This is a genomic window from Caballeronia sordidicola, assembly GCF_002220365.1.
Lineage (GTDB): Bacteria > Pseudomonadota > Gammaproteobacteria > Burkholderiales > Burkholderiaceae > Caballeronia > Caballeronia sordidicola_C.
Map to the genome: position 1 here is coordinate 43,878 of NZ_MTHB01000234.1, position 22,587 is coordinate 66,464.

Annotated in this window: 18 protein-coding genes; 12 read left to right on the forward strand and 6 right to left on the reverse strand. The window is 61.0% G+C overall.

All coding sequences use genetic code 11. The annotated features are described in order from the left end of the window. Window positions 1-28: 28 nt before the first annotated feature. The 8 genes from BSU04_RS32555 to BSU04_RS32590 are packed head-to-tail and all read left to right on the forward strand — an operon-like array spanning window position 29 to window position 10,710. Complete coding sequence (locus BSU04_RS32555) at window positions 29-3,775, forward strand: nitrate reductase subunit alpha (RefSeq protein WP_089164398.1); 3,747 nt, start codon at window positions 29-31, stop codon at window positions 3,773-3,775. Continuing rightward, window positions 3,772-5,325 (forward strand): nitrate reductase subunit beta, encoded by a 1,554-nt coding sequence (narH, locus tag BSU04_RS32560; protein WP_089164399.1) that lies wholly within the window; start codon window positions 3,772-3,774, stop codon window positions 5,323-5,325. Before BSU04_RS32555 ends, narH begins: the two co-directional genes overlap by 4 nt. 17 nt (window positions 5,326-5,342) lie before the next feature. Continuing rightward, the gene (gene narJ / locus BSU04_RS32565; protein WP_089164490.1) at window positions 5,343-5,999 is read left to right on the forward strand and encodes a nitrate reductase molybdenum cofactor assembly chaperone; all 657 of its coding nucleotides are present in this window, start codon (window positions 5,343-5,345) and stop codon (window positions 5,997-5,999) included. A gap of 18 nt (window positions 6,000-6,017) precedes the next feature. Further along, window positions 6,018-6,695, forward strand: a complete 678-nt coding sequence (gene narI, locus BSU04_RS32570) for a respiratory nitrate reductase subunit gamma (protein WP_089164400.1) — start codon at window positions 6,018-6,020, stop codon at window positions 6,693-6,695. A 20-nt stretch (window positions 6,696-6,715) separates the two neighbouring features. Further along, window positions 6,716-7,465 (forward strand): peptidylprolyl isomerase, encoded by a 750-nt coding sequence (locus BSU04_RS32575; RefSeq protein WP_089164491.1) that lies wholly within the window; start codon window positions 6,716-6,718, stop codon window positions 7,463-7,465. Next, a complete protein-coding gene (gene mobB, locus BSU04_RS32580; RefSeq protein WP_089164401.1) occupies window positions 7,462-8,016 on the forward strand; it encodes a molybdopterin-guanine dinucleotide biosynthesis protein B in 555 nt (184 codons plus the stop codon). Before BSU04_RS32575 ends, mobB begins: the two co-directional genes overlap by 4 nt. Before the next feature lie 37 nt (window positions 8,017-8,053). Beyond that, window positions 8,054-10,036 carry a type IV pili methyl-accepting chemotaxis transducer N-terminal domain-containing protein gene (locus BSU04_RS32585; RefSeq protein ID WP_089164402.1) on the forward strand — a complete coding sequence of 661 codons (1,983 nt, stop codon included), beginning with the start codon at window positions 8,054-8,056 and terminating at the stop codon, window positions 10,034-10,036. Beyond that, window positions 10,033-10,710 carry a response regulator gene (locus tag BSU04_RS32590; RefSeq protein WP_089164403.1) on the forward strand — a complete coding sequence of 226 codons (678 nt, stop codon included), beginning with the start codon at window positions 10,033-10,035 and terminating at the stop codon, window positions 10,708-10,710. Before BSU04_RS32585 ends, BSU04_RS32590 begins: the two co-directional genes overlap by 4 nt. A 7-nt stretch (window positions 10,711-10,717) precedes the next feature. Here BSU04_RS32590 and glgA read toward each other — a convergent pair whose 3' ends face one another. The 3 genes from glgA to BSU04_RS48135 form a co-directional block, all read right to left on the reverse strand. Beyond that, window positions 10,718-12,193: a glycogen synthase GlgA gene (gene glgA, locus BSU04_RS32595; protein WP_089164404.1), complete on the reverse strand. Its 1,476-nt coding sequence runs from the start codon at window positions 12,191-12,193 to the stop codon at window positions 10,718-10,720. A gap of 34 nt (window positions 12,194-12,227) precedes the next feature. Continuing rightward, on the reverse strand, window positions 12,228-13,511 hold the full coding sequence (gene glgC / locus BSU04_RS32600; protein WP_089164405.1) for a glucose-1-phosphate adenylyltransferase: 1,284 nt from the start codon (window positions 13,509-13,511) through the stop codon (window positions 12,228-12,230). 328 nt (window positions 13,512-13,839) lie between these two features. Continuing rightward, window positions 13,840-13,962, reverse strand: a complete 123-nt coding sequence (locus BSU04_RS48135; protein WP_256983582.1) for a hypothetical protein — start codon at window positions 13,960-13,962, stop codon at window positions 13,840-13,842. Here BSU04_RS48135 and pdxY point away from each other — a divergent pair. The 4 genes from pdxY (at window position 13,961) to BSU04_RS32620 (ending at window position 19,177) form a co-directional block, all read left to right on the forward strand. Then, window positions 13,961-14,824: a pyridoxal kinase PdxY gene (gene pdxY, locus BSU04_RS32605; RefSeq protein ID WP_089164492.1), complete on the forward strand. Its 864-nt coding sequence runs from the start codon at window positions 13,961-13,963 to the stop codon at window positions 14,822-14,824. The two genes, BSU04_RS48135 and pdxY, sit on opposite strands and share 2 nt — an antisense overlap. A 214-nt stretch (window positions 14,825-15,038) precedes the next feature. Then, window positions 15,039-15,839, forward strand: coding sequence for an SDR family oxidoreductase (locus BSU04_RS32610; RefSeq protein ID WP_089164406.1), 801 nt, complete (start codon window positions 15,039-15,041; stop codon window positions 15,837-15,839). Beyond that, the gene (locus BSU04_RS32615) at window positions 15,832-17,694 is read left to right on the forward strand and encodes a glycoside hydrolase family 15 protein (RefSeq protein ID WP_089164407.1); all 1,863 of its coding nucleotides are present in this window, start codon (window positions 15,832-15,834) and stop codon (window positions 17,692-17,694) included. Before BSU04_RS32610 ends, BSU04_RS32615 begins: the two co-directional genes overlap by 8 nt. Window positions 17,695-17,740: 46 nt before the next feature. After that, a complete protein-coding gene (locus BSU04_RS32620) occupies window positions 17,741-19,177 on the forward strand; it encodes a dihydrolipoyl dehydrogenase (protein ID WP_089164493.1) in 1,437 nt (478 codons plus the stop codon). A 136-nt stretch (window positions 19,178-19,313) separates the two neighbouring features. Here the strand turns inward: BSU04_RS32620 and BSU04_RS32625 are convergent, their stop codons facing one another. The 3 genes from BSU04_RS32625 to BSU04_RS32635 form a co-directional block, all read right to left on the reverse strand. Beyond that, the gene (locus BSU04_RS32625; protein ID WP_089164408.1) at window positions 19,314-19,664 is read right to left on the reverse strand and encodes a hypothetical protein; all 351 of its coding nucleotides are present in this window, start codon (window positions 19,662-19,664) and stop codon (window positions 19,314-19,316) included. 291 nt (window positions 19,665-19,955) lie between these two features. Next, a complete protein-coding gene (gene mmsB, locus BSU04_RS32630; protein ID WP_089164409.1) occupies window positions 19,956-20,846 on the reverse strand; it encodes a 3-hydroxyisobutyrate dehydrogenase in 891 nt (296 codons plus the stop codon). A 51-nt stretch (window positions 20,847-20,897) separates the two neighbouring features. Next, window positions 20,898-22,442 (reverse strand): CoA-acylating methylmalonate-semialdehyde dehydrogenase, encoded by a 1,545-nt coding sequence (locus tag BSU04_RS32635; protein ID WP_089164410.1) that lies wholly within the window; start codon window positions 22,440-22,442, stop codon window positions 20,898-20,900. Between the last annotated feature and the right edge of the window lie 145 nt (window positions 22,443-22,587).

A 22,587-nucleotide genomic window follows, 5' to 3' on the forward strand; every position in this document is an offset into this window, starting at 1 on the left:
CGCTCCCCCTTCGACACAGGACACAACAATGAGTCATTTTCTGGATCGCCTCAAGTTCGTCAAGCGCACGCAGTCGACGTTTTCGAATGGGCATGGTGCGGTTGTCAATGAAGACCGCAAGTGGGAAGAGGGCTATAGAAACCGCTGGCAACACGACAAGATCGTGCGTTCTACGCATGGCGTGAACTGCACGGGTTCGTGTTCGTGGAAGGTCTATGTGAAGAGTGGACTAATTGTCTGGGAGACGCAGCAGACCGACTATCCGCGCACTCGCGCTGACCTGCCGAATCACGAGCCGCGCGGCTGTCCACGTGGAGCCTCGTACAGCTGGTACGTGTATTCGGCGCAGCGGGTGAAATATCCGATGATTCGTGGCCGCCTGATGGAGATGTGGCGTGAAGCACGCAAGTCGCTCGATCCGGTTGCCGCGTGGGCATCGATCAGTCAGGACCCGGTGAAGGCCAAACGCTACAAGAGCGTGCGTGGACTCGGAGGTTTTGTCCGCGCCGACTGGGACACCGCCAACGAGATGATCGCTGCGGCTAATGCATTCACCATCGGCAAGTTTGGACCGGATCGCGTGATTGGCTTCTCGCCGATTCCCGCCATGTCGATGGTTTCATATGCCGCAGGCTCCCGTTACCTGAGCCTGATCGGCGGCGTGTGCCTGTCGTTCTACGACTGGTACTGCGACCTCCCGCCCGCTTCGCCGCAAGTCTGGGGCGAGCAGACGGACGTGCCAGAGTCCGCGGACTGGTACAACTCCACCTACCTGATGGTGTGGGGATCAAACATTCCTCAGACCCGCACGCCCGATGCGCACTTCTATACTGAGGTGCGCTACAAGGGCACAAAGACGGTCGCGGTCTCGTCGGACTTCGGCGAGATGGTCAAGTTCGGCGACATCTGGCTGGCGCCCAAGCAAGGCACCGACGCAGCGTTGGCGATGGCAATGGGCCACGTCGTGCTCAAGGAATTCCACGCCGCAACCGCGCCGGGCAAGTCCGCGTATTTCCGCGACTACATCAAGCAATACACCGACATGCCCATGCTCGTGCTCCTGCGCGACAACGACGGGATGCTCGTTCCCGATCATTTCCTGCGCGCCTCACATCTCGCCGATAACCTCGACGAAGCAAACAACGCGCAGTGGAAGACGCTGGTGATCGACGCCGACAGCGGCGAGATTGTCGCGCCGAACGGCACCATCGGGTTTCGCTGGAACGAAGCCGCGCACAACGACGGCCAGAAGGTCGGCCGCTGGAATCTCGAAATGAAGGACGGCGGCAGCGGACGAGCGATCGACCCACGCGTCTCCTTGATCGATGCAGGTGCATACGATGAAGTCGTCGCCGTCGGCTTCCCCTATTTCGGCAGCGAGCACAACGCGCTGCTGGAACGTCACGTCCCCGCCCGACGCGTCACGCTCGCGGACGGCACGCGCGCGCTGGTCGCAACCGTGTTCGATCTGCAGATGGCGAACTACGGCGTGGATCAGGGCCTCGGAGGCCCGAACGTTGCCAGCAGCTATGACGACGACGTTCCCTACACGCCCGCGTGGCAGGAAAAGCACACCACCGTCCCGCGTAATCTGGTGATTCAGGTGGCACGCGAGTTCGCTGCCAACGCCCATCAGACGCGGGGCAAGAGCATGGTGATCGTGGGCGCCGCGCTCAATCACTGGTACCACAACGACATGATCTATCGCGGCATCATCAACTTGCTGATGATGTGCGGTTGCGTGGGTAAAAGCGGCGGCGGCTGGGCCCATTACGTCGGGCAGGAAAAGCTGCGGCCGCAATTTGGCTGGGCGCCGCTCGCGTTCGCGCTCGACTGGGCAAAGCCACCACGCCAGATGAACGGCACGTCGTTCTTCTATAACCACACGAGCCAGTGGCGTCACGAAAAGCTCGCGCTGAACGAAGTGCTTGCGCCGACCGCGAACAAGGCAAATTACTCGAACCTCGCGATGCTCGACCTGAACGCAAAGTCCGAGCGAATGGGCTGGTTGCCGAGCGCGCCGCAACTCGGCGCGAACCCGCTAGATCTCACCGACGAAGCGGCGCGCGCCGGCATGAAACCTGTGGACTATGTCGTGGACCGGTTGAAGTCGGGCGCATTGCAATTCTCTTGCGACGACCCCGATAACCCCGTCAACTTCCCGCGCAACATGTTCGTCTGGCGTTCGAACATCCTGGGTAGTTCGGGCAAGGGCCACGAGTACTTCCTGAAGTACTTGCTCGGCACGCAGAATGCCCTCTTCTCCGATGAAAACGACGCCCTCATGCCGGGCCAGGTTCATGTGCGCGAAGCGGCTGAAGGCAAACTCGACTTGCTGACCGTGCTCGATTTCCGCATGAGCACGACGTGTCTTTACGGCGACATCGTTCTGCCTACCGCGACGTGGTATGAGAAAGACGACTTGAATACATCCGACATGCATCCGTTCATTCACCCGTTGTCCGAAGCCGTGCAACCTTTGTGGGAAAGCAGGAGCGACTGGGAAATCTATAAGGGAATCGCCGAAAAATTCGCGGAGATCGGCGGCGAACATCTGGGCACGCGCACCGATCTGGTCTGCACGCCGCTCATGCATGACACGCCCGGCGAGCTTGGCCAGCCATTTGAACCAAAGGACTGGCGCGCCGGTGAGTGCGACCTGATCCCCGGTAAAACGGCACCGTCCATGACGGTCGTCGAGCGCAATTACAAGGATGTCTATCGCAAGTTCACGTCAGTCGGTCCCCTGCTAGATACGCAGGGTAACGGCGGCAAGGGCATCAACTGGAACAGCGCGCACGAAGTGGGCGAACTCGCGAACATCACGCGCACAGTAACGCAAGCGGGTGTGAGTCAGGGACGGCCACGACTGGACACCGCCATTGACGCGGCAGAAATGATCCTCACGTTCGCACCTGAAACCAACGGTCATGTTGCAGTAAAGGCGTGGCAAGCGTTGTCGAAGATCACGGGCCGCGAACATGCACACCTCGCCGTGGGCCGCGAGCACGACAAGATTCGTTTCCGCGATGTCCAGGCACAGCCGCGCAAGATCATCTCCGCGCCAACCTGGTCAGGACTTGAGTCCGAGGAAGTCAGCTACAACGCCGGTTACACGAACGTGCACGAATTGATCCCATGGCGCACGCTGACCGGCCGCCAGCAGTTCTATCAGGACCATCGCTGGATGCTGGATTTCGGCGAAGGTTCGTGCGTGTATCGCCCGGCTATTGACACGAAAACCGTCACCGCGATGCTCGGCGCGAAGTCGAACGGCGAGCACGAACTCGTGCTCAACTGGATCACGCCGCACCAGAAATGGGGCATCCACTCCACGTACTCGGACAACCTGCGCATGCTGACGCTTTCGCGTGGCGGACCGCACGTGTGGGTCTCGGAAGCGGAAGCGAAGGAAGCCGGTCTAGTCGATAACGACTGGGTGGAAGTGTTCAATATCAACGGCACCCTGACCGCCCGCGTGGTGCTCAGCCAGCGCGTGCCGCGCGGCATGTGCCTGATGTACCACGCGCAGGAAAAAATCGTCAACGTGCCGGGCGCTGAAACAAGCGGCATGCGCGGTGGCATTCACAACTCGGTCACACGCACGGTGCTCAAACCCACCCACATGATTGGGGGTTATGCGCAGCAGGCTTACGGCTTCAACTACTACGGCACCGTGGGCTCGAATCGTGACGAATACGTGATCGTGCGCAAGATGAAAAAGATAGCGTGGCTCGAAGGCCCGCTTAATGAAGGCGAAGGAGCAGCATCATGAAGATCCGTGCACAAGTTGCAATGGTGTTGAACCTGGACAAATGCATCGGTTGCCATACCTGCTCCGTGACATGCAAGAACGTATGGACCTCGCGCGATGGTGTGGAGTACGCGTGGTTCAACAACGTGGAGACCAAGCCGGGTATCGGCTATCCGAAGGAATGGCAGAACCAGCAGAAGTGGCGAGGCGGCTGGACCCGCGACGCGAGCGGCAAGCTTCATCCACGTCAGGGCGGCAAACTGAAGGTCCTCGCGAACCTGTTCGCCAACCCCAACCTGCCGGCCATCGACGACTACTATGAGCCTTTCACGTTCGACTACGAGCACTTGCAAAAGGCGCGCCTGTCCGAGACACCGCCGACCGCAAGGCCGGTGTCCGTCATCACGGGCAAGAAGATGGAAAAGATCGAATGGGGCCCGAACTGGGAAGACGACCTCGGCGGAGAGTTCTCGTCGCGCGGCCGCGATGCGCTGTTTGAGAACGTGCAGAAAGAGATGTACGCGACCTTCGAGAACACCTTCATGATGTACTTGCCGCGCCTGTGCGAGCACTGCCTGAACCCGGCATGCGTGGCGTCGTGCCCGTCGGGCTCGGTGTACAAGCGCGAGGACGACGGCATCGTGCTCGTCGACCAGGACAAGTGCCGAGGCTGGCGCATGTGCATCTCCGGTTGCCCTTACAAGAAGATCTACTTCAACTGGAAGAGCGGCAAGGCGGAGAAGTGCATCTTCTGTTTTCCGCGTCTCGAAGCGGGTCAGCCGACCGTCTGTGCGCAGACGTGCGTCGGGCGTATCCGCTATCTTGGCGTGCTGTTGTACGACGCTGACAAGATTAGTGACGCTGCGTCGGTCGAACAGGAAAAGGACCTGTACCAGTCGCAGCTGGACGTGTTCCTCGATCCCCACGATCCTGCTGTGCAGGTAGAAGCACTCGCCCAGGGTATTTCACAAAACTGGCTCGACGCTGCGATCAAGTCCCCCGTCTACAAGATGGCGGTGGAATGGAGGGTGGCGTTCCCGCTGCATCCGGAGTATCGGACGTTGCCGATGGTGTGGTACATCCCTCCGCTTTCTCCCATCCAGTCAGCAGCGGACGCGGGACATATAGGCATGGACGGCATCATTCCCGACGTGAAGAGCCTGCGCATCCCAGTGAAATACCTGGCGAACTTGCTCACCGCCGGTGACGAAGCGCCAGTCACGTCCGCGCTGGAACGCATGCTCGCCATGCGCGCGTTCAAACGGGCCGAGGTCGTGCATGGCCGCGCGGAACCTGAGTTGCTCCACGGCCTGAACCTCACCCCCGCGCAAGTGGAAGACATGTACCAGACGATGGCCATCGCCAACTACGAGGACCGGTTCGTGGTGCCCTCATCACATAAGGAACAAGCCGAAGACAGCTTCAACGACAAAGGCAGTTGCGGATTCACCTTCGGCAATGGTTGCTCGGGAGGGGTATCGGAGGGATCGTTGTTCGGCAAGAAACCGCAAGGCAGCGTGGTGTTCGCGGACATGCCGAAGTCACGCAAGAAAACGGAGATCGCATCGTGAGCGAGACTTTGAAACCGCTGTCCATTTACACGCTGCTCGCGACCTTGCTCGACTATCCGGAGCCGGAGCTGCTTGACGCAATGCTGGAGATCGGCCAGGGACTCGCGGCCTTCCCTGAGGCAGTACAAGTTGCGTTGCAACCGTTGCTCGCCCTGCTCGGGGAGCATCCGTTGATCGAGTTGCAAGAGAACTACGTCGCCACGTTCGACCGCAATCCTGCGCACTCGCTGCATCTGTTCGAACACGTTCACGGCGAGAGCCGCGATCGTGGGCAGGCGATGGTCGATCTGCTCGATGAATATCGCCGGCTGGGTCTGGAGATGGCGACCAATGAATTACCCGACCACGTGCCGTTGTTTCTTGAAGTGCTCGGTAACATCGATCCAGCGCAAGCGCGCGCGCTGCTTGACGAAGCCATCCACGTCCTGGCGGCGCTGGGGGATCGGCTTGCGCGCGACGAGAGTCCGTACGAGGGCGTATTCACCGTGCTGCGGTCATTGACGGATGTCGTGCCGCTAGCCGCCGAGACGCCGCCGATCCGCGACATGGACGAGGCCCTCGAGCGTTTCGGCCCCGGCGCTGACGGCGTCGAACCGCTGCTCGCGCCCTCCATGCCCACGCCGCTCGCGCAGCCGATGCACTTCCATCCGCGACTGCCGGTAACGGCCAACTGAGTTCCAGGGACTACGTTCATGCTCAATCAACTTCTGTTCGGTATTTATCCGTACATTGCGGCGGCCGTCTTCCTGTTCGGCAGCCTCGCGCGTTTCGAGCGCGAGCAGTACACATGGAAAGCCGACAGTTCGCAGTTGCTTCATCGCGGCAATCTGCGGCTTGGCAGCATCCTGTTTCACGTCGGTATTCTCGGGCTTTTCTTCGGGCATCTTGCCGGCCTGCTCACGCCGGTTGCTGTCTGGGACTGGCTCGGGATAGAGCACAGCGCGAAACAAGCCGTGGCGATGATCGCGGGCGGCGTAATGGGCTCCATGTGCCTCGTCGGTCTCGTCATCCTGATTCACCGGCGCATCAGCAACGCGCGGATTGCCGCCGTGACCCGTCCCGGTGACAAGGTGCTGCTGTTGTGGATTCTCGTTACCCTGCTGCTCGGCTTGTCGACGATCCGGGAATCAGCGGATCACATGGACGGCCACATGATGGTCCAGCTCATGACCTGGGCGCAGCACGTTGTCACCTTCCGCGGCGACGCAGCGCAGTGCGTGGCGGCCGCACCGTTTGTGTTCCGGATGCATCTGTTCATGGGCATGTCGCTGTTCGTCATCTTCCCTTTCACCCGGCTCGTGCACGTTTGGAGCGGCTTCGCTTCCGTCACGTACCTAAGCCGTGCATGGCAACTCGTGCGGCCGCGCTGATCCGTTCGGAGGAGAACATCATGGCAATAATTGTCAACGGCGTGGAGCTCGCCGATACAGACCTCGAGCGCGAAATGCCGGTTCATGCAGACACGCCCGATTCCGCCCAGGCGGCGCTGACCGCAGCCGTACTGCGCCGCGTCTTGCTCGATGAAGCAGCTCAGTTGCACATCGTCGCCACCGCTCAGGGCGACGAGGCCATGATCGAAGCGTTGCTCGATCATCAGCTCGCTGAAACGGCCGCGCCCACGCATGAAGAGTGCGAGCGCCACTACCTGGCGGACCTGGAGCGCTGGCGGGTCAACGAGCGCGCACGGGTAAGCCATATCCTGTTCCAGGTGACGGAAAGAGTGGATCTGACGGCGCTGCGTCAACGCGCTCAACAGACACTCGATGAACTACTGCACGTCGACGACCTCGAACTGCGCTTCGTTCACTTTGCGCGTAGCTTGTCGAATTGCCCGTCGGGGGTCGATGGCGGCGCGCTCGGCGAGATAGGCCGCGGGGACACGATAGCGGCGTTCGAACGCGCAGTGTTCGCCGCGCCTGCTGGTACTCTCTGTCCTGTGCTTGTGGAAACGGAGTTTGGCTTCCATATCATCCGGGTTCACGAGAAGTCACAGGGCTCGGTGCTGCCGTTCGAACAGGTCGAGTTGCGTATTCGTGTCGCCATGTCGCAGGCTCTGCGCGATCTTGCCGAGCGGCGTTATGTGATGGAAGCCGTGGGACGCGCTAATATCCAAGGCTGGAAAGACGGGGTAGCGACATGACAGAAGCAGCGGCGAAGCTGCGCATCTTCGGTATTTGCGGGCGTTCGGGACAGGGCAAGACAACGCTGATCGAGGCGCTCCTGCCCTGGTTTCACGCGCACGGCCTGGTAGTGAACGTGGTGAAGCACAGTCATCATTCAATCGATCTCGAGCCGCCGGGCAAGGACAGCGCACGTTACCGCGCGGCCGGCGCAGGCGAGGTGCTGATCGCCTCGCCCTACAGGTACGCCATTGTGCGCGAACTGCATGACGCGCCCGAACCGCCGCTGGCGGATCTGGTCGCACGGCTCACACCCTCCGACCTGACGCTGGTGGAAGGCTTCACGCGCGAAGTCTTGCCGCGCCTAGAAGTCGTTCGTCCCGAGGCGGGCCGGGACCCGCTGTATCTGACCGATACGGCAATCCTCGCGATCGCCACCAACGACGCCCCGCGTCTTCATGACGCACCCGCGATCCCGCTTCTGCCTCTGGCGGACGTTGGCCGTATTGGTGAGTTCATATGTAAAACAGTCGGACTCTCACTATCGGACGCCAGCACGCCGGATAATTAGCGCCCTTTGCATTACGGTCGCGCAAGCACGCAGTTCCATGTCTGATCATCCGCTTCATCCGGCCAAGCCCGCGGTCCCTCTCCCGACCGCTCCGGTGACCCTGCTCGCCACGCCGTTCCGTTACCGGTTATCCACGCGCATTGTGGCGTTGTCCGGCGTTGCGCTGGCGTTGGTCCTCTCCATGATCGTGGGCACGCTCTGGCTCTCGTGGCAACTCGAAGGTGCAGGCGCGGCGATCAACGACGCCGGCAGCCTGCGCATGCGGGCCGGGAACGTCGCCATTCAACTCAACGAAGCGCGGACCGGCCGCCAAGCCGACGTGAGTTCGCAAAGCGCCTTGCTCGATCTCACGCTGGCCCATCTGAAAAGCGGAGACCCTGTACGGCCACTATTCCTTCCTGCCACAGCCGCGATCCACGCCCAACTCGATGCCGTATCACAGGCCTGGCACGACTCGTTGAAGCAGGCAATCACGCACGACTTATCAAGCTCCATCGATACCCCCTCGCTCTATCTCGCCCGCCTGCCAGCGTTCGTTGTCGAAGCCGACGCACTGGTCCGCATGATCGAACGCGAAAACGCGCGCAAGACAGCCTGGCTGCGGCGCTGGCAAATAGCCTTGGCGGCATTCGCGTGCGTGGGCACAATCGCAATCGTGTATCTGCTCTACGCGTGGTTCGTGACGCCCGTTCGACGTCTGGAGCGCGGTCTGTCCCGTATCGAACAACGCGAATTCAGCGCACGTTTGCCGGTCGAGTCACGCGACGAGTTCGGTCATCTTGCCCACGGCTTCAACCGGATGGCGAGCGAACTTCAGAGTTTGTATCGGGACCTCGCGCGGCGCGTGACGAACAAAACCGCGCAACTCGCCACTCGCAACGGCGAACTGGTCGCGCTCTACGAGATGACCTCATTCCTGCATGGCGCGCATGACGTTGAGGTCCTGTGTCGCGGTTTTCTCGAACGTGTCATGCGCCAGTTCAATGCCGAAGCAGGCACCGTCCGCGTCCTCGCACAAGAGGGCGACAACCTGCACGTAGTTGTGTTCGAAGGTTTGCCCGGGCGACTTCTGAGCGCCGAGCGCTGCATGCCGGCAAGCACGTGCGTGTGCGGCGCGGCAGCCGTCGGCGGCGTCGCGGTCGTGCGCGATCTACGCATGCAGCAAGTGGTTGAGAGCGGTCCTGCGACCCAGTGCGGCAAGGCAGGTTTCGATGCCGTCGCAGCCTTCGGTATTGTCTCGAATGACCTTGCGCTGGGTTCGTTCTCGCTGCACTTTCGCGGCGACCGGCCGGTGCTGCCATCGCAAACACGCCTGCTTGAAACGCTCGGCAAACATCTGGGGACGGCTTTGCAGAACCATCGTCTTGCCACAGCCGCGCGTCAGCTTGCCGTCGCGCAGGAACGTCACCTGGTCGCGCAGGGACTCCATGACAGCATCGCGCAGAGCCTGAATTTCCTGAAGCTGCAACTGCATTTACTCGATGACGCCGCAAGCCGCGACGACATGAACGAAGTGCGCGAGATCGCGCCGTTGTTACGCGGAGGTCTTGAGGAAAGTTATGAGGACGTGCGTGAACTGCTCGTCAATTTCCGCACGAAGTTCGCTACGGGTAACCTTCGCGACGCCGTGGACGAGACGGTAACGCGCTTCGAACGGCAAACGGACACATTAGTCAGACTCGACTACGACGAAGCGAGCGGACTGCCCTTGCCGCCCGACCAGCAGCTACAGGTGCTGTTCATTCTTCAGGAGGCGTTGTCGAACATTCGCAAACATGCGTTGGCTACGCAGGTCCATATTGCGCTCAAGAACACCCGTGATTTCGAACTGACGATACAGGACAACGGCGACGGTTACGATCCCGCCAATATCGGCAGTCATGGCGAGGCCCATGTCGGCTTTCACATCATGCGTGAGCGTGCGGCGCGGCTTGGTGCGCAATTAGAACTGGACAGCGAGCCTGGCAAGGGCGCACGCGTCCACCTTCTGCTGCCCGCCAGCGAACGGCAGGCAGCATGACGATCCGCATTCTTTTAATCGACGACCACACGCTGTTTCGCTCTGGCGTCCGCGCGTTATTGCAGCGGCAGTCCGACTTCGAAGTCGTGGATGACGCCTCCGATGGTATCGAAGGGTTCAAGCGGGCGAAGCAGCATCGTCCGGACGTGGTCCTGCTCGACCTGAACATGCCGGGGTTATCGGGTATCGAAACGTTGCAGTTGCTCCAGCAGGATTCGCCGGACACCGCGGTCATCATGCTGACCGTGTCGGAAGATGTGGATGAACTGACCCGCGCGCTGCGTGAAGGTGCGTGTGGCTATCTGTTGAAAAACATGGAAGCCGACGCACTCGCCACCATGATCCGCCGCGCGGCCGAGGGCGAATCCGTGGTCGCGGAGAGCATGACTCAGCGGCTGATCGCGCAAATAAGAACACCAGTGCGCGCAGAAGACACTGCGCCACCCCCGTCACTCGAACCACGTGGCTCGCCTGCGTCGCCGGCATTAACGCCAAGAGAGCGCGACATCGTGCGGATCCTGGCGCGCGGCGCGAGCAACAAGGATATCGCGCGTGAACTAGACCTCGCCGAAAGCACCGTGAAGATCCACGTGCGCAATGTGCTTCGCAAGCTCAATCTGTCCAGCCGTGTTCAGATCGCGATCCACGCCCTCGCACGCGACCTGGCGGACTAATGACCGGCTACTGCGCACGCGTTGCGATCAACTCGCGATACACATCGACGTATCGCAACGCGGACGCTTCCCAGCCGAAGTCCTGTTCCATCGCGCGACGCACGACGGCTTTCCATTCCAGCCGCCGCTGCTTCAATGCAAACGCGCGGCGGATCGCGGCAACAATCGATGGCCGGTCGAATTTCTCGAACACAAAACCGGTAGCGAGCTCGTCGGCGAGATTCTCCAGCGACGCATCCACCACGGTGTCCGCCAAGCCGCCCACGCAATGAACGAGCGGCAGCGAACCGTATGCCAATGCATACAACTGTGTCAGGCCGCACGGCTCGAAGCGTGACGGGACCATGACGATGTCGCTGCCCGCGATAATCGAATGGGAGAGCGTTTCGTCGAATCCAAGCTCCACGGCAACCGCGTGCGGATGCGCCAGCGCGGCTTTCTTGAGGCCGTTTTCAAGCGCCGGATCCCCGGTACCCAGCACGACGAGTTGCCCGCCGCGCTGGACGATATCAGGAAGGGCCGACAGCAAGAGATCAATCCCCTTCTGCTCGGTCAGCCGGCTCACCACGCCGAACAGCAACGCGTTCGGCTCGCGTGCGAGGCCGACACGTTCCTGCAGTGCGGCTTTGCATTTCGCTTTGCCGGTGAATTTTGCGATCGAGTATTGGGTGTGGATGGCGGTGTCCGTTGCCGGATTCCACACTGACTTGTCGACGCCGTTGAGAATGCCGCTGATGTCGTGCGTGCGGGTGCGCAGCAAACCGTCGAGCCCGGCCCCCTGCGCATGGGTTTGAATCTCGCGCGCGTAGGTCGGGCTCACGGTCGTGATGCGGTCCGCGTAGAACAGCCCGGCTTTGAGAAACGACAGATGACCGTAGAACTCGACGCCATCGACGGAGAAAAAATCCGCCGGTAGCTGCAACACACCGAATTCCGCGGCGGGAAACACGCCCTGATACGCGAGGTTATGGACCGTCGTGACCGACGGCACGCGCGCCACGCCCGTCTCACGCTCGCGTGCCCTCAAATACGCCGGCGCGAGGCCGGCGTGCCAGTCGTGCGCGTGCAGGACATCGGGTTTCCAGGCGGGGTCGGCACCCGTCGCAAGCCGTGCCGCCGCCCAACCTAGCAGCGCGAAACGCCGGTCGCTGTCGGCATACTGCGTGTGCGAGCTGTCCAGATACGGATTGCCAGGCCGGTCGTAAAACGCATCCGCGCGCACCACGTAGACCACGATACCGTGCGGCTCGAGCAGACCGCGCTCGAGCCGCACGTTATCAATGCCAAACGCCCAACCAAGCTCGGCCACTGGCTCGATCTGCGTCAGGCCCGCCACCACCGAAGGAAACGCCGGCAGGATCACGCGGGCATTCGTGCCCAGTTGCGTCTGGGCCGGCGGCAACGCCCCTACGACATCGGCGAGGCCGCCGGTTTTCAAGAGCGGATACATCTCCGCTGCAACATGCAGCACGCATACGGTCATCGGTTCCCCATTGGCTTGTTTCCGGTCGCCCGAATTATGACTGCTTGGCTTGTCCGAGACGTGTCAATGCGTCCTGTGTCACAAGCACCACGCCATTTTCAGTGCGGAAAAACCGCTCGGCATCGTAATCGGGATCTTCGCCTATGACCAGCCCCTCGGGCAGCGTGCAACCCCGGTCGATCACCACGCGCTTCAGGCGGCAACTCGGGCCCACCGTGACCTGCGGCAACAGCACGGCTTCGTTGATGTGACAGAACGAATGCACCCGCACCGCCGATGAAAACACCGAGCGCGCCACCTGCGAGCCCGATATCACACAGCCGCCGCACACCAGCAGATTGTTGATTGCGCCCTGCTGCCCGTGCAGGTCACGCACGAACTTGCCCGGCGGCAACTGCTCCTGGTTGGTCCAGATGGGCCATTTACGGTCGTAGAGGTCGAGCGCGGGAATGGTCGACGCCAGATCCAGATTCGCCGACCAGTACGCATCCACGGTACCCACGTCGCGCCAGTACGGCGGCACGTTCGGATCGGTTTCGGAGGTCACGCACGACATGCTGAAGGGGTGCGCGATCGCCTTGCCGCTCGTGACCACGCGCGGCAAGATGTCCTTGCCGAAGTCGTGATCCGTATCCGACGTCAGGATGTTCTCTTCAAGCAACTTGTACAGGTACTTCGCGCTGAACACATAGATGCCCATGCTCGCGAGCGCCACGTCGGGCTTGCCCGGCATCGCGGGAGGATCTTCCGGCTTCTCCAGGAAATCCGTTATGCGGCGCTGCGCGTCGACGTGCATCACGCCGAACGCGGTCGCTTCCATGCGCGGCACTTCAATACAGCCGACCGTGCAATCCGCGCCGCTCTCGACGTGATCGAGAATCATGCGCGTGTAGTCCTGCTTATAGATGTGGTCTCCTGCCAGCACGATGATGTACTCGGGCCCGATCGATCGGATGATGTCGAGATTCTGGAAGACTGCGTCCGCCGTCCCCCTGTACCAGCTTGAATCAACGCGTTGCTGGGCCGGCCAGATATCGATGAACTCGTTGAACTCGCCGCGCAGGAAACCCCAGCCGCGCTGCAGGTGACGCAAGAGCGAATGCGCCTTGTATTGCGTGACGACCGCGATGCGCCGGATGCCCGAATTCAGGCAATTCGACAGTGCGAAGTCCACGATCCGGTATTTGCCGCCAAAATGCACTGCTGGCTTAACGCGTTTATTCGTGAGCGGTCCGAGTCGGGTACCCCGGCCGCCCGCTAGGACGATAGCCAGCGTGTTCTTCTGCAGATCCGTACGATTTCCTGTCAGCGTCTCCATACCGACCTCCTGTTTTGCGGCCTGTCTCTGGCCTGTTTGTAGCTTGGTTTCAGCTGTTTACCGGCTTGCTTGGCGAATGAATCGATTGGTTTGGGGCGGTTATCTCCAGAGGATTTGAATGGCAGTTGATTGTGCGGTTGGAATGATTTTGCTGCAAAGGTGAATAGTTCGCACCTGCTTTTCGGAAATTGATGCGCAAGGCCGTGAAAATCGCTTTGCAATCCGATGGAATTCTTCCTGCGGACTGATTTGCGTTCGCAGCCTGTGCAAGAAAGCGGTACAACGTAGCAAGCCTCATGCCAGGCGGATTCCCTCTGCGGCAACGTTTTCAGGCGGGTTCTTCCGGCAGCGGCAAAAACCACGGCACAATGATGTCCGGCATGCCAAACCTGCATGCGGTTTTCGTGCGCGGCCCCTGGCCGCTGTCCTGCACCTCGCTAAAAACCAACATGCAAAACGTCCTCAGCATCCAGTCACATGTGGTCTTCGGCCACGCAGGCAACAGCGCAGCGGTCTTCCCCATGCGCCGCATGGGCGTCAACGTCTGGCCGCTCAACACGGTGCAGTTTTCGAATCACACGCAATATGGCCGCTGGACCGGCGGGGTTGTCGACGCTGATGAACTGGCCCGCGTGATCGAGGGGATTGGCGCAATCGGCGTCCTGTCGCGCTGCAATGCGATCCTGTCCGGTTATCTCGGCTCGCCCGAGCAAGGTGCCGCGGTCGTCGAAATTGTCAGGATGGTGAAAGCCGTCAACCCGAAAGCACGCTATTTCTGCGACCCCGTGATGGGTACCACCAGCGGCTGCATCGTCGAACCCGGCATCCAGGAATTTCTGGTGAACATCATGCCGGAAGTCGCCGATGCCATGACACCGAATCACATCGAATTGCAGAAGCTGACGGGACGCACCATCGAGACGGTGGACGAAGCGATCGCCGCGTGCCGCGAGGTGATCGCCCGTGGTCCGAAAGTCGTGCTCGTCAAACACCTGATCGACAAAAACAGCCGCGCCGATACCTTCAACATGCTCGCCGTGACCGCGACCGAAGCGTGGTTCTCGCAGCGGCCGCTCTACCCGTTCGCGCGGCAACCGGTAGGCGTAGGCGACTTGACCAGTGCCGTATTTCTCGCGCGCACGCTACTGGGCGACTCGGTGCGTGCCGCGCTGGAACACACGCTTGCCGCGGTGAACGCGGTGGTCAGGACCACGTTCCAGGCCGGACGCTACGAGCTTGAGATCGTCGCCTCGCAGGACGAAATTGCCTATCCCACGGAACGTTTCCCCGCGATTGGGGTGGATTCCGAGTAGGTCTGCTGGATGGGCGCAACCCCGAGTTGCTTGCCCGATTTGCTTGCCCGATTTGCTTGCCCGAGTTGACACCCCGTTCGCGGGCGGGACCGGCTCTTGCTTCGCTCCTGACGACTCCGGCCCAGGCCGGCCCCCAGCAGATGCATCGCGAGCAGGCGCTACGCATGACCCAAGCGTTGCACATGGTGCGCTTCGCATCCCATCCGGGAACGTTATGAACCCAGTACTCCAAGGTCAGGTCGCACTCGTCACCGGCGGCAGTTCGGGCATAGGTTACGGCGTGGTCCAAGCGCTCGCCGATGCCGGCGCGAGCGTCGCCATCAACTACCACTCGCACGGCGAAGCGGCTGAAGCGCTCGCGGCATCGATAGAAAAAGCCGGCGGCCAGGCCATCGCGCTCCAAGCTGACGTCTCGGACGAAGCCGATATCGACGCGATGTTCGACACGCTCATCAAGCGTTTCGGCACGGTGGACATCGTGGTCGCGAATTCCGGCTTGCAGAAGGACGCGAAGTTCGTCGACATGACGCTCGCCGACTGGAACGCCGTGATGAACGTGAATCTCACGGGCCAGTTCCTCACCGCTCAACGCGCGGTGCGCGAATTTCTCCGGCGCGGCCCGCGTCCCGTGTCGAAGGCGCTCGGCAAGATCATCTGCATGAGCTCGGTGCATGAAGTCATTCCGTGGGCGGGACATGTCAACTATGCGTCGTCGAAGGGCGGCATCCAGATGATGATGAAATCGCTCGCGCAGGAAGTCGCGCCGCACGGGATCCGCGTGAATTCGATCGCCCCGGGCGCAATTCGCACGCCGATCAACAAGGCGGCGTGGGACAGCCCAGAGGCGCTGAAGACGCTGCTCCAACTCGTGCCCTACGGCCGGATTGGCGAGAGCGAGGATATTGGCCGGGCAACTGTCTGGCTGGCCTCCGACGAGAGCGATTATGTGGTTGGCACGACCTTGTTCGTGGACGGCGGCATGACCCTGTATCCGGGCTTTGCGGGCAATGGTTAGCCTCCGCGAAGACCGCCCCGGCGCGCACCACGGCATTGCTATCGACGCGCATGGACTGATCGGCAACATGCGCACGACCGCGCTGGTGTCGACCGAAGGCGTGATCGACTTCATGTGTTTCCCCCGCATCGATTCGCCGACGGTGTTCGGGTCGCTGCTGCACCCTGAACGAGGGGGTGCGTTCAGCATCACGCCGGACTTCGAGGTAGCGCGCGCGAAGCAGCTGTACCTGCCGGAAACGAACGTGCTGCTCACGCGCTTCATGTCGGCGCAGGCCGTGTGCGAGGTCGTCGACTTCATGCCGGTCGCGGACCCGGATGACGACGCGAAGGCCGTGTCCAATTGCGTGGTGCGGATAGTGCGTGCGATTTTCGGCGATATGTCGGTGAAAATGCGCTGCGCACCGCGTTTCGACTATGCCCGCGGCAGTCATGAAACCGCGCAGGTCGACACCAACACGTTGCGCTTCACGCCTGCAAGCGAGGCGAGCGGCGCTCAGGCGGAAGCACTCACGCTCGATGCAACCGTGCCGCTCTCGATCGATCATGACGACGCCGTCGCCCGCTTCGATCTCAAGCAAGGCGAGATGGCCTGCTTCATCTTCGGCGCGCAATCCGACGTGATGCGCAAGACCCTTCCTTGCGAGCAAGCGCTGTCCGAGACCATCGAATTCTGGCGCGAATGGTCGCGTCAGTCCACCTACCGTGGCCGCTATCGCGAAGTCGTGATGCGCTCGGCGCTGCTGCTCAAGTTGCTGAGCTCACGCGCAACCGGCGCGATCGTCGCGGCGCCTACGTTCGGTCTGCCGGAAACACCGGATGGCGGCCGCCGATGGGATTATCGATACACCTGGATTCGCGACGCTGCATTCTCCGTCTACGCGCTGCTTCGGCTCGGCTATACAGGCGAGGCGCGCAACTTCAAGAACTGGATCGCCGAGCGCAACAGGCAGTGCGACTCGGACGGATCATTCAGCGTCATGTATGCGGTGGATGGCGAAGAGTCTCCGGAAGAAGAAGTCATACCGGAACTGTATGGCAGCGGCACCGGGCCCCCGCTGATCGGCAATGGTGCACGCGATCAGACGCAGTTGGACATCTACGGCGCGCTGCTGGACGCAATCTATCTCTACAACAAATATGGCGAAGCCATTTCCTACGACGGCTGGCGCCACGTTACGCGCACCGTGAACTTCGTTGCGCAGAACTGGCAACAAGCGGATCAGGGCATCTGGGAATTTCGCAACGGCGGGCGGCCGCTGCTGCATTCGCGATTGATGTGCTGGGTCGCGATGGACCGCGCTATACGGCTCGCTCAAAAACGTTCGCTGCCCGCGCCGTTCGCGGAGTGGAACGCGGTCCGCGACGCCATTCACGGAGATATCTACGCACACTTCTGGAACGACGAGATACAGAGCTTCGTGCAGACGCCCGATTCGAAGATCCTCGACGCATCGACGCTGATGATGCCGCTCGTGCGTTTCATCGGCCCGAAGGACCCGCGCTGGCTTTCCACGCTCGATGCAATCGGCCGAGAACTGGGCGTCGATCCGCTGATATTCCGCTATACGAGAGGTGATTCGCTAGACGGCCTTCCCGGCGAAGAAGGGGGATTCAGCGCGTGTTCGTTCTGGTACGCGGAAGCACTGGTACGCGCGGGACGAGTGGACGAAGGACAGCTTGTATTCGAGAAAATGCTGGCTTATGCCAACCACGTTGGCCTCTACTCCGAAGAGGTTGCGATCAGTGGCGAAGCGCTGGGCAATTTCCCGCAGGCACTGACCCATCTTGCGTTGATCAGCACCGCGTTCCAGCTCGACCGGAGCCTGGACGGAGCCCATCCGCAGTGGTCATGAAGACATGTTCGGGCGCAGGCTCGAGCGCATCCAATCAAGGGTATCGATGAAGCAGATCAAGGTGGACGTCGCCGTCATTGGCGCTGGGACGGCCGGCATGGCCGCGTATCGTGCGGCACGGCAAGCGGGCAAGCAAGTCGTGCTGATAGAGGGCGCCGAGTTCGGCACGACCTGCGCGCGCGTGGGCTGCATGCCGTCCAAGCTGTTGATCGCTGCCGCCAATGGCTTGCACGACGCGAAGGCGCAGGCGCCGCGGGGCATTGAAGGCACGCATGCGCTCGAAGCAAACGGCGAGCATGTACTCGCCTATGTACGCAGCGAGCGTGATCATTTCGTCAAGGGCGTGCTGAAGGAAACGGATTCGTTTGCTCAGGATACGATCATCCGCGGGTTTGCCCGCTTCGAATCACGTAACGTCATTCTTGTCGATGACTTCGCCCGCGTGGAAGCCACGAGCGTGGTGATCGCGACGGGGTCGGCATCCATCGTTCCAGATGATTTCAAGCAATTTGGCGACCGTCTCATCACGAGCGACGACGTCTTTGGCCTGAAGACCTTGCCCAAGCGCTGCGCCGTATTCGGCGCCGGCCCTATCGCCCTCGAACTCGGCCAGGCGTTCGCACGACTCGGCGTGGACGTATTCATGTTCAGCCAGAAGAACCAGGTGGGCGCGCTAACAGATATCCCTGTGCGCGACGCCTTGATTGAAGCGCTGCAGCAGGAGTTTTACCTCGACCCCGATGCGACCATCCTCGAAAAATCGATGCAGGATGGCGAGCCCACGATCCGCTTTAAAGCGCTGGATGGAACCGAGCGCACCGAGCGATTCGACTGGGTGCTCGTGGCGACCGGCAGGAAACCGCAACTGACTTCACTGCAGCTTGAAAAGACCGGCATCGAACTCAACGATAAAGGTGTTCCCCTGTTCAACGAGCAGTCGATGCAGTGTGGCGACAGCAGCATCTTCATGGCGGGCGATTGCGACGGCACGCGTCCCTTTCTCTCCGATGCCGCCGACGAAGGCAAGCTCGCCGGCGACAATGCCGCGTGTTTCCCCGATGTGCACTCCGTCAAACGCAAGGTGCCGTTTTCCATCGTGTTCTGCGAGCCGCAAGTCGCGAGCGTAGGTGCGTCCTACGACGACCTCGACAAACAGATGACAGTGACCGGAACCGTGTCATTCGAAACGCAAGGGCGCAGTCGCGTGCTGCGCCAAAACCGGGGTTTGCTGCATGTCTATGCTCACGCCAAGACCGGTAAGTTGCTGGGCGCCCAGGGGTGCGGACCGGCCGCGGAACATCTCGGTCATCTGATTGCATGGGCGTTGCAACTGGACCTGTCGGTCGAGGACATGCTGAAGCTGCCGTTTTATCACCCGGTGATCGAGGAAGGTTTGCGTACGGCGCTCAAAGAAGCGAACAAGAAATGTTTTGAAGCACGCGCACAGACAGCACCCGAATTGCCCAATGCGGCAGGTTGCTGACCCGAGCCTGAAAAAACCGAAGATATCCAACGGAAAAAGCCCGCTCTCGCAAAAATGCTGGAACGGGCTTTTTATTGCTGCGAGAACCTGAACGGCGCTACGAGTTGTAGCGCGGGTTTATATGGTTGATATCCCGTTACATTGCATATTGGAGCGCGAGGTCAAATCCCAGCACGACCACCGAGCAGAACACGCCAAGTAGCAAGTTACCCGCACGGTGCGCAACGTCATGGTGTTTCGTCAACATGGCCGCAGCCATGAAGGCGATTTCCACGATGATCTGCATCGCAAACACAGCCAGCATCAGCGCGAACTCATAGCCCATCGAACTGAAGTCCGCAAAGTTGAAGCCGCGCACAGCCACCCACGAACCTACGCGCCATAATTCATACGCCAACAGCACCAGCGGGAACAGGTAGCTGAATACGTAGGTCGGCAGCGTTGCATGCCGCAATTCCATCTGAAAGTGATGACGAGTTGTTGACATCTGGCTCTCCTTGATCCTGGCTATTTGCCGCCAGCATTTCGCTGGCCTTAACTTACTTAACAAGCAACTCAAAGCGGCTTCGCTGACTTCATTCACTCAGTTCGTAATTTACTTACTAATTAAAATGAAGACATGAACGTCGTGCTTTGAGAATAGGCCAAAATCAGAAGAAGCGAATCATCGTATTCCCCATGTCCTTGATTAGCATGGCAGAGCGAATAGCCATGCTGCAACGCAGCTTAAAAGGTCACATAAAATGCGCTGCAGCAATTCGCGACCGGCAGGTTTTAATCAGGCATCCTCCCCACCGTACAGCTTGATAATGGCGGAGAAGTCCAACCCGCCCAAGCCCTGCATGCTCATGGTCTGGTAAAGCTGTTGTGCGAGCGCGCCAAGCAAGAGGGGTTGTTTGACTTGACGCGCTGCATCAACGGCCAGCCCGAGATCCTTCAACATGAGATCTGCGCCAAACCCCCCGGTATACCCGCGTGACGAAGGAGCGTTCGGTAAAACGCCAGGGTAGGGATTACACGTATCGGCACTCCAGCAACGTCCTGTCGATGTGTTGATGATTGCGGCAAGCTTATTGGGTTCGATCCCGAGCGACGCGCCAAGTTTCATCGCTTCCGCCACGCCGATCATCGAAATGCCTAGCAGCAGGTTGTTGCAGATTTTCGCGACCTGACCCGTCCCCGTTTCGCCGCACTGAACCATGTTCTTGCCCATGCCGGCGAGCACCGGTTTGAGCGTGTCGAACAGGGCTGCATCGGCTCCGACCATGAACGTCAGCGTGCCCGCCTGCGCGCCGCCGGTGCCACCTGACACGGGGGCATCGGCGAACGGATTGCCCTGCTTCAACGCGGCTTCGCCGATCAGGCGTGCGGTCGCCGGATCGATCGTACTGCTGTCGATCAGCGGTACGCCCGGACGAACGCCGGCGAGTACGCCATCTGAATTCAGATACACCGCCTTCACGTGCGCGGCGGCCGGCAGCATGGTGATCACCACCTCGCTTGTCTGCGCCGCCTCACGAGGCGACGCGGCAGTCCGCGCGCCTGCGTCGACAGCCGCCTGCAACGCCGTCGTCGACAAGTCGAACACCGTCAGCGAATGCCCTGCTTTGAGCAAGTTGGCGGCCATGGGTCCGCCCATGTTGCCTAGTCCGATAAAGCCGATTTCCATTGCATATCCCCTTTGTATTTCGTTCGGCGAGCTGGCTGCGTGACAGCCGGCTTAGCGCAGCGAGATAGTCGTGTTGACGCCGTCGTTGACGGTCGCGTCGTCGAACCAGCGCGACGTGACCGTTTTGGTTTGCGTATAGAACTGCACGACTTGCTTGCCATACGGCCCGAGGTCGCCGAGCTTCGACCCGCGCGAGCCGGTAAAGCTGAAGTACGGCACCGGCACGGGAATGGGAATGTTGATCCCCACTTGGCCGACATCGATCTCGCTCTGGAACTTGCGCGCGGCCGCCCCGCTCTGCGTAAAGAGCCCGACGCCATTGCCCATCGGATTGCGGTTGACCAACGCGATGGCATCGTCAAGCGTTGCCGCTTCCAGCACGCAGATCACCGGACCGAAGATTTCCTGCTTGTAGATGGTGATGTCGGTGTTGACGCCTGAGAACACCGTCGGGCCAATGAAATTGCCCTTCTCATAACCCTTGACCGTCACGTCGCGACCATCCAGCGAAAGCGTTGCGCCTTCTTTCACGCCTGCTTCGATCAGCCCGAGGATCCGTTCCTTGGCTGAGCGCGAGACGACCGGGCCAACGTCGGTGTTCGCCTCCGTGCCGCCGTTCACGGACAAGCCGCGCGCCCGCTCGACCAGCTCCGGTAACCAGTCCTTCGATGCCCCCACGAACACCACGACCGAAGTTGCCATGCAACGCTGCCCCGCCGCGCCAAAACCCGCACCGGCAAGCGCGTTAAGCGTCTGCTCGCGGTTCGCATCGGGCAGCACGACGGCGTGATTCTTCGCGCCCATCATGGCCTGCACGCGCTTGCCGTGCTGGCTGCCGAGGTTGTACACGTGCGTACCCACATGCGTCGATCCGACGAACGAAATCGCCTTGATGTCGGGATGCGTGCAGATTGCGTCGACCACGTCCTTGCCGCCGTGCACGACGTTCAGAACGCCCGCCGGAACGCCCGCCTCGAGCGCCAGCTCGACCAGCTCCATGGTGGACAACGGATCCTGTTCCGATGGCTTGAGCACAAACGTGTTGCCGCAAACGATCGCCATCGGGAACATCCACAGCGGGATCATCGCGGGGAAGTTGAACGGCGTGATGCCGGCGCACACGCCTATCGGCTGGCGCAGCGTGTACGTGTCCACGCCGCCCGCGACGTTCTCCGAGAATTCGCCCTGCTGCAGCGTGCCGATCGAACACGCATGTTCGATCACTTCAAGGCCGCGGAAGATATCGCCTTCGGCATCGGGCAGCGTCTTGCCCTGCTCGGCTGTCAGCGTCTGCGCGATCCGCTTCATGTTCTGGCGCACCAGGTCCTGGAACCGCAGCATCACGCGCATGCGTGCGCCAAGCGGGGTGAGGCGCCACGTCTGGAACGCTTTTGCCGCCGACGCAACGGCGGCATCGACTTCTGCCTTGGTCGCAAAAGGTACTCGCCCGACCACGTCCTGGGTCGCAGGATTGACGATGTCGCGCCACTCTTGCGTCGTCGATTCAACGAACTTGCCGTCGATCAGCAATTTGGCGGTGCGCACGCCGGCGTTGGATTGTTCGGCCTGGGCCGGACGGTCAGCAGCGGTATTCATGAGAGAGGCTCCTTGAAACGGGAACGTTCCTGGCGGGAACGGGATGCGGAGACACAGACAGGCGGACGCACGCAGGAACGCCGCGCGGGTCGCCAAGGGGAAATCGTCTCCGGATTATTTGAATGTTGTCGCCTCAGCCATTACG